The 11,528-nt window shown below is 47.4% G+C and carries 11 protein-coding genes and 1 pseudogene; 8 read left to right on the top strand and 4 right to left on the bottom strand.

Annotated features, from left to right (window positions below; translation table 11 throughout):
- The 7 genes and pseudogenes from BKE30_RS16025 to BKE30_RS09805 all read left to right on the top strand — a co-directional run.
- Positions 1-193, top strand: a pseudogene (locus BKE30_RS16025) (dehydratase); the annotation flags it as partial.
- A gap of 254 nt (positions 194-447) precedes the next feature.
- A complete protein-coding gene (locus tag BKE30_RS09830; protein WP_076878438.1) occupies positions 448-939 on the top strand; it encodes a rubrerythrin family protein in 492 nt (163 codons plus the stop codon).
- Positions 940-1,089: 150 nt separating this feature from the next.
- A complete protein-coding gene (gene rubA / locus BKE30_RS09825; RefSeq protein WP_076878413.1) occupies positions 1,090-1,254 on the top strand; it encodes a rubredoxin RubA in 165 nt (54 codons plus the stop codon).
- Positions 1,255-1,375: 121 nt separating this feature from the next.
- Entirely contained in the window at positions 1,376-2,554 is a 1,179-nt protein-coding gene (locus BKE30_RS09820) for an NAD(P)/FAD-dependent oxidoreductase (RefSeq protein ID WP_076878412.1), read from the top strand.
- 112 nt (positions 2,555-2,666) lie between these two features.
- Complete coding sequence (locus BKE30_RS09815; protein WP_076878411.1) at positions 2,667-3,197, top strand: O-acetyl-ADP-ribose deacetylase; 531 nt, start codon at positions 2,667-2,669, stop codon at positions 3,195-3,197.
- A 137-nt stretch (positions 3,198-3,334) separates the two neighbouring features.
- A complete protein-coding gene (locus BKE30_RS09810; RefSeq protein WP_076878410.1) occupies positions 3,335-4,282 on the top strand; it encodes an alpha/beta fold hydrolase in 948 nt (315 codons plus the stop codon).
- Between the two features lie 5 nt (positions 4,283-4,287).
- Positions 4,288-5,187 (top strand): LysR substrate-binding domain-containing protein, encoded by a 900-nt coding sequence (locus BKE30_RS09805; RefSeq protein ID WP_076878409.1) that lies wholly within the window; start codon positions 4,288-4,290, stop codon positions 5,185-5,187.
- A gap of 109 nt (positions 5,188-5,296) precedes the next feature.
- Here the strand turns inward: BKE30_RS09805 and BKE30_RS09800 are convergent, their stop codons facing one another.
- From BKE30_RS09800 to mtgA, 3 genes are all read right to left on the bottom strand, one after another.
- Complete coding sequence (locus BKE30_RS09800; protein ID WP_076878408.1) at positions 5,297-5,821, bottom strand: hypothetical protein; 525 nt, start codon at positions 5,819-5,821, stop codon at positions 5,297-5,299.
- 173 nt (positions 5,822-5,994) lie between these two features.
- Complete coding sequence (gene ppk1 / locus BKE30_RS09795) at positions 5,995-8,076, bottom strand: polyphosphate kinase 1 (protein ID WP_076878407.1); 2,082 nt, start codon at positions 8,074-8,076, stop codon at positions 5,995-5,997.
- Positions 8,077-8,194: 118 nt separating this feature from the next.
- Positions 8,195-8,878 (bottom strand): monofunctional biosynthetic peptidoglycan transglycosylase, encoded by a 684-nt coding sequence (mtgA, locus tag BKE30_RS09790; RefSeq protein ID WP_076878406.1) that lies wholly within the window; start codon positions 8,876-8,878, stop codon positions 8,195-8,197.
- Positions 8,879-9,031: 153 nt separating this feature from the next.
- On the opposite strand from mtgA, the gene BKE30_RS09785 reads away from it, so the two are divergent.
- A complete protein-coding gene (locus BKE30_RS09785; protein ID WP_076878405.1) occupies positions 9,032-9,853 on the top strand; it encodes a rhomboid family intramembrane serine protease in 822 nt (273 codons plus the stop codon).
- 145 nt (positions 9,854-9,998) lie between these two features.
- On the opposite strand, the gene BKE30_RS09780 is transcribed toward BKE30_RS09785, so the two are convergent.
- Complete coding sequence (locus BKE30_RS09780) at positions 9,999-11,474, bottom strand: phospholipase D family protein (protein WP_076878404.1); 1,476 nt, start codon at positions 11,472-11,474, stop codon at positions 9,999-10,001.
- Between the last annotated feature and the right edge of the window lie 54 nt (positions 11,475-11,528).

Genomic DNA, 11,528 nt, shown 5'->3' with positions numbered 1-11,528 from the left:
AAAATGGCCCACTCCCACCCGCCCCGGTGACACCTTGCATGTCGAAGCAGAAATTGTGGATATTAAAATTTCTCAAAGTAAGCCGAACATGGGCATTGTTACCTATCATAGCCTAACCAAAAACCAGCATGATCAGGTGGTACAGGACACCACCACCAAGGTTGTTGTGTTTAAAAAACAGGCCAATGGCTAAGCTGTTTATCACAGCTTTTAACCAAACCATAAAAACCCTACTTGCAGCGCAATAGTGTTAGGCTAATCCTGCAAGTAAGGCTGTTCAACCATTCTAAAATCTAAAAAACCAATCAACTTTATAATAACTATCGTTTTTACATTTAGCTGAATCTGCCAGATACTGATCCCATCGCTTAAGTAGCCAGCCCTGTTAAACCAGCCCGCCACTTAAGGCTTTTACAATAATATTTTAAATGACTGATGAGGATTACCATGCACAATTCAGAGATAAAACCAGCATCCATTACCATTCAAAATCTGGAAGCCGCATTTGCCGGTGAATCCATGGCCCACATCAAGTATCGCTACTTTGCCAAGCTGGCCCGTGAAATGGGTGATGAAGACACCGCACGCATTTTTGAAGAAACTGCCAATCAGGAAGTGATGCACGCCTTTGGCCATCTGGACTTGCTGTATCCCAAAGCGCAAATGACCCCGGCCCGCGCACTGGAAATTGCCATTGAAGGTGAAACTTACGAATACACTGAAATGTATCCCAAGTTTCGTCATCTGGCGGTGGAAGAAGGCAATCAGGCCGCCGTGGATGAATACGATGAGCAAATTGAAGAATCCCGGATACACGCCGAACAGTTCAGGGCAACACTGGAAAAAGCCGCCAAACGCTTTGCTGCATTGACCACTGTCGAAAAACGTCATGCCAATCATTATCAAAATGCACTCGACAAATTGCGTGCAGATGGTTAACGTGTGGCAAATTTAGAGCAATAACTCTCTTTTTGGGGTTTTGCACCGTTTTTTTGGATTATTGGCGTTACAAATTGTCCTGTGCAGTGGCACAATTCAGACATATTGCCCTAGGCATTTCCCATGGGCAGGACAGTTTTGGAGATGATGATGAAAAAGTATCAATGTATCGTTTGTGGCTGGATTTATGATGAAGCCGAAGGCTGGCCACAGGATGGCATTGTGCCCGGTACCAAGTGGGATGATATCCCTGATGACTGGACCTGCCCTGACTGTGGCGTATCCAAAATGGATTTTGAGATGATTGAAATCTAAAACTGTTTTGCTTTAAGCCATGTAGTTCCTCATCTGCATGGCTTTTTGTCTTTTAATGAATGTGTATTTTAATTCAAATTTTTTGATATTACTTTTTTGATGTTCTGATGGAGAATTGCAGATGAACCCGATTGTCATCATTGGTTCTGGCATGGCCGGTTATACACTGGCGCGTGAGTTCCGCAAGCTTGATACCACCACCCCTGTGGTGATGATTAGTGCTGATGACGCGGTAAATTATGCAAAACCGACCTTATCCAACGCGCTGGTTGGCAACAAGCATCCCGACCAGATTGGCCTTGGTGATTCTGCCAAAATGAGCGCGCAGCTAAATATCAATATTTTGCCGCATACGCTGGTTAGCCATATTGACTGCGCAAACCATACGCTGCAACTCAAGCACCAGAATGGTGAGCAAACCACACAAGCTTATAGCAAACTGATTCTGGCTGTAGGAGCCAATCCAATCCGTCTGCCCATTGAAGGCAACGGCGCTGATGACATTCATGTGGTGAATTCGCTGGTGGATTACCGTACCTTCCGCGATACCTTGTCACTACGCACAGACAAACGTGTCCTGCTGCTGGGTGCTGGTCTGATTGGCTGTGAATTTGCCAATGACCTCAAAGCCACCGGGCATGATGTTACGGTGGTTGATATTGCACCGCAGCCACTGGGTCGCCTATTGCCTGCTGATACTGCTCAGGCATTTCAGGCCGGACTGGAACATATTGGTGTCCAGTTTGCGCTCAATACCACAGTACAAACTATCAATCGGGTCGGTCAGGACTATGAAGTAAGCCTGACCAACGGTACTACACTGATGGTAGATATTGTGCTGTCCGCCATTGGCCTGCGTCCGAATCTGGAACTGGCCCAAGCGGCCAATATTACTACCAGTCGTGGCATTGAAGTTGATGCGCTGCTGCAAACCAGCCAGCCGGATATTTATGCCATTGGCGATTGTGCGGAAGTGGCTGGGCATTTGCTGCCGTTTGTAATGCCGATTATGCAACAGGCACGTGCACTGGCCAAAACACTGGCTGGCACAACCACAGCCGTGCATTATCCCGCCATGCCAGTTGCAGTAAAAACCCCTGCTGCACCGCTGACTGTGCTGCCTGCCCCTGCGGACGTACAAGTAGAATGGCAAACCGAACAATTTGAAGATGGTATGCTGGCTAAGGCAATTGATGCTGAAGGCACATTGCGTGGCTTTGTATTGCTGGGTGCAACTGCAGGTAAGCAACGCATGGCTTTAACCAAGCTGGTTCCAGACCTGTTGCCAGCCAGCGCCTGATCGAATAGTTAGTCTGTAATGGCAAGTCAAACAGGCAAACTGGCTGTATGAATTTTAGCCATTAACGTTTTAAAATAAGGCAGGTTGAACTGCCTTATTTTATGGGTGACTTATGAATGATCTAACAGCCAGAATTGAACTGGTTCAGGGCGATATTACCCGGATTAGCACTGATGCTATTGTTAATGCAGCCAACAACTCGCTGCTGGGCGGGGGTGGCGTAGATGGTGCAATCCATCGTGCTGGTGGCCCGGCTGTTCTGGAAGAGTGCCAAAAAATAAGGGCACGTCAGGGTGGCTGCAAAACAGGCGAGGCAGTCATTACCACTGCGGGAATGCTGCCGGCAAAATTTGTGATTCATACGGTAGGCCCGATATGGCAAGGCGGCTCGCATCACGAAGACCAGCTACTGGCAGCCTGTTATAACCAGAGCTTAAAGCTGGCTGACCAGCATCAGTTAACCAGTATTGCCTTTCCTAATATCAGTACGGGTATTTATGGTTTTCCAAAAGCGCGGGCAGCCAGTATTGCAGTACAGACTGTACGCACTGCCTTGCAACAATGCCAGTTTTTACAGCGGGTTATATTTGTATGTCACGACCATGAGAATTATGCGCTGTATCAGGACGTATTGAATAGATAGGTTTTTCCAATAAAACACTAAAAATTGGCAATAATTTGTGCTAAAAATTCAGGAAATGATTTATGATAGCTATAATTTGACAATATGAATTGTCATTAAGGAAGCGTTGTCACCCATAAGCACAGCAGGTTAAACACATGAATGCCCTAAGCAGTTTACAACCCTCTCAATACTGCGCCCTAATGCAGGAAAGTAAAATTGATATTGGCAACAATATCCAGTTGCACTTTGAAATTGGTGGCATTGAAAATGAAAACACCATTTTGCTGATTATGGGCCTTGGCGCACAAATGCTAATCTGGCCGGATTACTTTTGTGAAGCGCTCATTAAACAGGGTTACCGCGTAATCCGTTTTGATAACCGTGATATTGGTTTGTCCAGCAAGATTCGTCATAAAGGCCCGCGCTTAAATAGCCTCAAACTGATGGGCCGTTTTACCCTTGGCCTGCCCAACGAAGGCGCACCTTACACGTTATACGACATGGCTGATGACACCAGCCGCTTAATGGATGCCCTGCATATTGAAAAAGCGCATGTGATTGGTGCGTCCATGGGTGGCATGATTGCCCAGATTCTGGCCGCTAAATATCCACAAAAAGTCCAAACCCTGAATTTGCTGTTTACCAGTAATAACCGTGCGTTCCTGCCGCCACCTTTCCCCAAGCAGTTCCTGAGTCTGATGGGCCGTCCGCAATCGACTGATGAAGAAGGTATGGTGGCCCATTCCATGCGCCTGTTTAGCACCATTGGTTCTCCCGGCCACTTTAATCTGGATGAAGCGCGTGAAACTGCCCGCAAGCTGTATCGTCGCAGCTTTCACCCGGCTGGCGTCATGCAGCAATTTCTGGCCATTTTATGTACTGGTTCATTGAGTAAAATTGACCGTGACATCAAGCAGCCTACACTGGTAGTGCATGGCAGCAAGGATCGTTTGTTACCGCCGACGCATGGCCGTGCCGTGGCAAAATCCATTAAAAATGCCAAGTTCCAGCTGGTTAACGGCATGGGCCATGACATTCCCAAATATTTTGTACCGCAGCTGGTGGAACTGTTTAGCCAGCATATTCAGGCTCATGTGAAGTAAATACTATGGCGGCACTCCCCTCCCTGCGACAACTCTCCTATCTGGTGACTTTGTCTGAAACCCTGCACTTTACCGAAGCAGCCCGGCGCTCTTTTGTCACCCAGTCCACCCTGTCTGGGGGCATTATGGAACTGGAACGCCTGCTGGGTGGGGTGCTGGTTGAACGTGACCGCCAGAATGTGCGGTTGACGCCACTGGGTGAGGAAGTGGTACGCCGCGCGCGTTTCTTGCTGGCCGATGCACAGGACCTGATGCGCCTGAGCCGCGAGATGAGTGAACCATTTACAGGTGAACTCCATCTGGGCGTTATTCCGACTATTGCACCGTTTGTGCTGACACCGCTGTTGCAGTCCATTGGGCAACACATGCCCAAGCTGCAACTGTTTTTACATGAAACACAAAGTGGCCATGCCGTTGAGCGGCTGGAACACGGTACGCTGGACATTGTGTTATTGGCATTACCTTTCGATACGCATAACCTGATGGTACAGGAACTGCGGGATGAACCATTGTGTCTGGTTTACCACGAACAGGACAGCAACTGCGCCCGTGCGCGCAGTATGGCTGATCTGGATTTGTCACGACTGTTATTGCTGGAAGAAGGGCATTGCCTGCGTGAGCATACATTAAGCGCCTGCTCCATTAGTGATTTAAAACAGCAAAGCAGCCTGTCTGCCAGCAGCTTGCCAACCCTGATCCAAATGGTACAGGCCCAGCTTGGTTTTACCTTGCTGCCTGCCATTGCGATTAATTCCGGCATTTTAAATGGTCAGCCACAGCTCAAGGTTAAGTCCATTGATCAGGCCCCACAGCGTACACTGGCTTTGCTTACCCGAAAAAGCACGCCATTGCACGCCGAGTTTGCCCAACTGGCAAAGTTACTTGAGCCAATCATTAACCTATAAGCAGCTTGTTTGCCCTAAAAAAACCCTTCTGCATTGAAGGGTTTTTTAATTTCAGGCACGATTTTCTGGCGCTGTAGCCGTCGTTAATAAAAATATTTCCAGATATTAATTACTCATCATCTTCATTATTATCATTTAAAAAGCCTTCTTTAATTTCTTCTGGCATATCCTGATGCCACCATGCATAAATGGACGCCTTAATGTCTTCATCTTCATCAGGATCATTCAGGGGTTCATCATCCTTGCGGATTAAATCATTCCCTTTAAACTTAAACCAGAACTCCCACGGATCATCATCGCCACAACCCCATGCCTGTGCCTGAATTTCAGGCAATAATGCCTTTAAAAATAGCAGAATAGCTTCAATAAATTCATCACCGGCAGAACCATGCACAAAATGGGCAATGGAATAGCCAGCCAGGCGCGATACCGATTCAGGTCCTAGGTCAAATTCAACTGAATCAACCTGATCCAGTAAATCCTGTGCCAGTGCTGCTCCTTCATCCGCATTTATTGCTGCGGCCGCTTGCAGAAACAGGTTTTCGTCGCCTTCATGCTGGGTAAATAAGCTGTCCAGTTGATCCATGATGCTGGCATCAGGATGCTTATAATAAAGGTTGCTATGTAGTTCCATGCTATTTCCCCAAGATTATCTCTAAAAAAGCTAAAATCAAAATTTGCTTAGTACGGCTCAATATGGGTCCGGTCAATACTGCCAGACCCTAGTTTTATACAGCAAACCGTTAAATAGTTATAGCATGATCCGTCTTAACCTGTCGCATTAATCCACTGAAAATCAAATGGTTTTTATCGAGACAGTTTATCCAGTAGGATTTGCTGGGCCATGTGCGGCTGCTCATTGTCATCAGCAATCAGTCGCTTCCATTCGCCATTGCCTTTAAGGACCCAGACTTGCTGGTTATCTCCCAGATAATTCAGCAAGCCTTGCTGGATAATGCGTTTTTTTAGGCTTGGCTCTTCAATGGGAAAACAGGCTTCTACCCGTGAAAACAGGTTGCGGTCCATCCAGTCGGCGCTGGAGCAATACACACGTGACTCACCGCCGGCATTGGCAAAATAAAATACCCGGGTATGTTCCAGAAAGCGGCCAACAATTGAGCGTACCGTAATATTGTCAGATAAGCCTGGCAATTGCGGACGCAAGCAGCAAATAGAGCGAATAATCAGGTCAATCTTGACGCCTTCCTGTGAGGCCCGGTACAGCCCATCAATCAATTGTTGCTCGGTCAGTGCATTTACCTTGACAATAATATGTGCCGGTTTGCCTGCCCGGGCATTTTTGATTTCATCATCAATAAAACTTAAAAGCTGCGAATGCAAAGTAAAGGGGGCATGGAGCAGCTTTTTCAGCTTGGCCATTTTTCCCATGCCTGTCAGTTCCTGAAAGATTTTATGCACGTCTTCCGACAGTGCCTTATCCGTGGTCAGCAGGCCATAATCAGTGTACATCCGTGCGTTGCCCGCATGATAGTTGCCAGTGCCCAAATGCACATAACGGTGCAATTTGTCCTGCTCGCGCCGCACCACCAGAATCATCTTGGCATGGGTTTTGTAGCCCACAATGCCATACACCACTACTGCCCCGGCTTCCTGCAAAATATTGGCCACCGCAATATTGGATTCTTCATCAAAGCGCGCCCGCAGCTCAATCACGGCGGTGACTTCCTTGCCATTACGGGCTGCTTCGGCCAGCAGTTTGACAATTTCAGAATCCGGGCCGCTACGGTATAGGGTTTGCTTGATGGCCAGCACCTGCGGGTCATTGGCCGCCTGATGCAACAGGGTAATAACCGGCGTAAAAGACTCAAACGGATGATGCAGCAGGATGTCCTGCTTTTTCATGGCCTCAAAGATGTTTTCACTTTTTTGCAGCACGTTGGGAATTGCAGGAATAAACGGTTTGTACTTTAAGTGTGGCCGGTTAAAGTTGGAAATCAGGCGCGCAAGGTTCACCGGGCCATCAACTTTGTAGAGCTGCTCAGCCTTTAGGCGAAACCGGTTCAGCAAATAGGTAATGATTTGCTCTGGGCAATTCTGGGTCACTTCCAGCCGTACTGCACGGCCAAACCGCCGGGAATTTAGCTCACCTTTTAAGGCTTTAGCCAGATCTTCTACATCTTCATCCAGTTCCATATCAGCATTACGCGTCACCCGGAACTGGTAGCAGCCGGTTGCCGTCATGCCCGGAAACAGGTCGCTCACATGCTCATGGATAATGGCCGACAGCATGACATGGTGATCATGCCCATGGGTTAGCTCATCCGGCAGGCGTACCACCCGTGGCAGTGAGCGCGGTGCTGGCACCACGGCAAGGTTAATCTGGCGACCAAACGCGTCCTTGCCTTCCAGTGTGACAATAAAGTTCAGGCTTTTATTTACCAGACGTGGAAACGGGTGCGCCGGATCAAGGCTAATCGGGGTTAATACTGGCAATACCTGTTCATGAAAATATTGCTTAACCCATACCGCCTGTTCTTCGGTTAGCTCATCACGGCGCAGGAATCGAATGTCTTCTTCGGCCAGTTGCGGCAGGATTTCTTCATTTAAAATGCGGTATTGGCGCTCAATGGCAGCATGGGCAGTTTGCGAAATCTGGGCCAGTACTTCCGCCGGTGTCAGGCCATCGGGCGTGCGGCTTTCATTGCTAAAGCTGAGTTGCTGTAGCAAACCAGCCACCCTGATTTCAAAAAACTCATCCAGATTACGTGAAAAAATCAGCAAAAAATTCAGGCGTTCCAGCAAAGGATGTAGTGGATCGACCGCCTGCTCCAGTACCCTTAAGTGAAAATCCAGAATGGAAAGTTCACGATTAATATAGCGATTATTAAAGGTATAACTTTCAGGATGAATATCTACCTGCTGATTCATGGGGGTATGCCAGTTTTTCTCATCATTAAAAATCAGTATGCTACTTTTTAATGACAGTTCAATAACAACTGCTTAAAAAACCAGCCATTAAGTGTAAAAAAACTGCGACCAAACCGGTTTATTCATCTTTTGGCAAGCGAACATAACCCATATAGCGCTGAATGCGGGCCTTGCGCGCGCGAACCTTGCGGTCAGAGGGATGATCCTGATAATACTTGGGGTTGGGCAAATAGGCGGCCAGCTGGGCAGCTTCACTCTTGCTTAAATTGGCTGCCGACTTGCCAAAATAATATTGCGCGGCGGCTTCGGCACCATAAATACCCTTGCCAAACTCTACCGAGTTAACATACACCTCTAAAATACGCTGCTTGCTCCACAGCCGCTCCATCATCCAGGTGGCAACTGCTTCCTGCCCTTTTCTGATGTAGGAACGCTGGTTAAACAAAAACAGGTTTTTGGCCAGTTGCTGGCTAATGGTCGAACCGCCAGCAACCACCTCGCCCTTTTTCTCATTTTTGGTGAGTGCCAGTTGAATGCCGGTCCAGTCAAAGCCAGAATGGTCGATAAACTTGGCATCCTCACCGGCAATAAGCGCCCGTTTCAGGTTATTGCTAATCCGGTCGCTGTCTTTCCATTCATGGCGAATGGCTGGCTGCTTATAGTTCCACTCATAAATACGCATAAACATGGAACGCTCAACCGGCTGGTACTTCCACCAGACCAGACTGGCAAAAATCCATAGTTGAACCAGTAAAAATGCAGATACCCCAATTAAAACAGCACGCGCAATAAATGCCTTCATAACAGCGATATAAAAAGTTATATTGACGCAATGCTATCAAAGCCACCTGTTTTACACCAATGCTTTTATGCGCAGCCGCTGCTTTTGCATCTAGCAAGGCAGTTATATAACTACCAAGGTTAAGCCCCTTTGTTGCCAGAGCCATACTAACCGATGAACGAATATTTGCTCAAACAGCCGCTGCGCTACTGGTGGCTGACTGCCCTGCTGATTGCTGTCAATTGCGTACTGTTTACATGGCAGGTGCTTAGCGGTGTTAATGTAACAGATCCTGGCGTGCCTGACCTGATTGGCTGGGGTGCTGACTTTGCACCGCTTACCCTAACCAGTGAAAACTGGCGTTTGCTCTCCAGCATGTTCCTGCATATTGGCATTATGCATTTGCTGCTGAACATGTGGGCCTTATACCTGTTTGGCGTGTATGCCGAATTTTATTATGGTCGCCTGTGGTATATCGTACTGTTTGTGGTTGCGGGGATTGCCGGTAATCTAGCCAGCAACTATGTGAGCTTGCACAATGCGCTGGAGTTTTCGCAGACAGCCATTTTGCAGGCCAGTAGCAGCATGGCAAATAACAGCCTGGCACCAACGGTTAGTGCAGGGGCATCGGGCGCAATTATGGGCATTAGTGGCGCTTTGCTGGTGGCTGCATTGTGGCCCAAAAAAGACCTTGCCCCTAAATACCTGTTAAATAAAAATGCATTGATCATGCTGACCCTATTAAATTTAGGCTTAGGATTTTTTGTAAGCGGCATTAATAGCATTGCACATTTGGGGGGTTTTGCTGGTGGTCTTATGTTGGCGCTAGGCTATCGCTTAAGTCTTAATTTTTCAGCATTCAGCAGATACAGCCTGCAATTGGTACTTATTGCGGCCAGTGTAGCAACTTTACTGTATATCGATTATTGGCTGATTGAACATTCAAAGCCATTGATGCACTTCTGGTCAATTTATTTAATTCAATTGAACAGCTAATAATGTCTTAAAGCATTATGACAGAGAAAAAAATCCCCTCTTTGCCTTGGTTTATGCTGAAAAAGAGGGGATAAATAGTGTTACTAATTAATATTTTTTAGGTCATGACATGCCTTAATCCACTCATGAACTGCTATCCACCAGATTAAAATGTCGATAAACCACTCCACTCGGTAAAGCGATACCACCAGTATTTCAACTGGGATTCATCCTTGTACTGTTCATAAGCCACACTCAAATTCTGGCCATTCTGGTTGGTCCAGACCCGGTCGAAATAAGCATGTGCTTGCGTAATGGCCGGATAATCTGCATTGGCCAGTACACGTACATCTGTTTCCAGATTCAGGTTATTCAAATTACGGCGGGTAAAGTTGGCAGAGCCTAAGATGAGTTCACTTTGAGCAGTTGTGCGGCTGGTCTTCACCAGCATTTTGGTATGACACTGCTCACCATGGGTGCTACACCAGCGTAACGGTACGCCTGCTTGTTTAAGTTCCATCGCCACCTGCCGGTTGGGAATGCCATTTTTCTTGCGGCCAAAGGCATCTTCATTGGGGTCTAACAACAGGCGGATATTGACACCGCGCTGTTTGGCATCCTTGATGGCGTAAATAATTTTACGATGGGACAAATAAAACACGGCAATATCCAGCCGGTCACCCGATTGTGCGGTATCCAGAGTATTTAGTAAGGCATCACGAATTTTGGCTTCAGTCAGTATCTGCAAGCGTGGCTGATCATCACTGGCAGGCGGTGGCGATGCTGTGACAATAAAAGGCAGGTCAGCCCCAGACATCCGCGCAACAGCCCGTTCGGTTTCCAGAACATCCAGCGCTGCCGGGCCAGAAAACTTAAGGGCGGTATTGTCGTGCCAACTGCTGGCATTGTGCGGATTGGCTGAGGTTACCAGCGCCTGCCAGCCATCCGGGGCATCAGTAATGAGTGTCTTGCGGTGATTGGCCTTAAAGTTAAATAGGGTCAAATAACTGCGCAGGGTAATTTTATCAGCGCCCAGTGGATTGGGTAGCCAGCCTGATTGCGGATTGTTGTCAAACCACTGGCAACACAAATACCAGAAGCCAGACCATAGTGGATTGGATGCCCGCAGTGGTTTTAAATCCGTTTCAATCACTTGCACACCCGCCTGCCGCAAGTCCAGCAGGTTACGGGTTAACTGGCCACCATACACTGTATTGATGGGGTCGGTAATGACTACAATTTGTATGTCTGGATTGGTTTTGTGCTTGGCAATTAACGCCTGTGTTAGTTCGGCTGTCAAATTACGGTGTTTGGCCTTGGAATCACCCACATAGTCATTAAACAAAAACATGTCTACTACAATCATGCGGCGTGCCTGACTAATCATGTCAAATGCCTGATCAAAAATTTCCTGCTGCTGGTGTCGCTGGTTCTGGCGATCGGTATAGGTATAATCGCCCAGAAACTGCACCTGCTCGGCTGTGCGTAGCGGCAAGGCCATATTCAGGCCCGGTGGCAACGGCTTGTAGACCTGATAAATTGCCGATGCCAGATAGGCCAGGCACCACAATCCCAGCAAATACATCAACATGGTTTTTTTTGTCCAGTTTAGTTGATTAAGCAAATACTGAAAAAAACGCATACACCACTCTTGAGGAATTATTTAAGCGTAGTGTAATTCATCCCTTCTTTAAAA

This window comes from Alkanindiges hydrocarboniclasticus (genome assembly GCF_001982605.1).
Classification (GTDB): domain Bacteria; phylum Pseudomonadota; class Gammaproteobacteria; order Pseudomonadales; family Moraxellaceae; genus Alkanindiges; species Alkanindiges hydrocarboniclasticus.
This window is presented reverse-complemented; position numbering and strand designations above follow the sequence as displayed.

Bases quoted from the DNA above. Each gene is read 5' to 3' on its own strand.
- BKE30_RS09810 (WP_076878410.1), top strand. From the start codon at position 3,335: ATGAATGCCCTAAGCAGTTTACAACCCTCTCAATACTGCGCCCTAATG.
- mtgA (WP_076878406.1), bottom strand. From the start codon at position 8,878: ATGAAGGCATTTATTGCGCGTGCTGTTTTAATTGGGGTATCTGCATTT.
- ppk1 (WP_076878407.1), bottom strand. From the start codon at position 8,076: ATGAATCAGCAGGTAGATATTCATCCTGAAAGTTATACCTTTAATAAT.
- BKE30_RS09815 (WP_076878411.1), top strand. From the start codon at position 2,667: ATGAATGATCTAACAGCCAGAATTGAACTGGTTCAGGGCGATATTACC.
- BKE30_RS09830 (WP_076878438.1), top strand. From the start codon at position 448: ATGCACAATTCAGAGATAAAACCAGCATCCATTACCATTCAAAATCTG.
- rubA (WP_076878413.1), top strand. From the start codon at position 1,090: ATGAAAAAGTATCAATGTATCGTTTGTGGCTGGATTTATGATGAAGCC.
- BKE30_RS09820 (WP_076878412.1), top strand. From the start codon at position 1,376: ATGAACCCGATTGTCATCATTGGTTCTGGCATGGCCGGTTATACACTG.
- BKE30_RS09800 (WP_076878408.1), bottom strand. From the start codon at position 5,821: ATGGAACTACATAGCAACCTTTATTATAAGCATCCTGATGCCAGCATC.
- BKE30_RS09805 (WP_076878409.1), top strand. From the start codon at position 4,288: ATGGCGGCACTCCCCTCCCTGCGACAACTCTCCTATCTGGTGACTTTG.
- BKE30_RS09780 (WP_076878404.1), bottom strand. From the start codon at position 11,474: ATGCGTTTTTTTCAGTATTTGCTTAATCAACTAAACTGGACAAAAAAA.
- BKE30_RS09785 (WP_076878405.1), top strand. From the start codon at position 9,032: ATGAACGAATATTTGCTCAAACAGCCGCTGCGCTACTGGTGGCTGACT.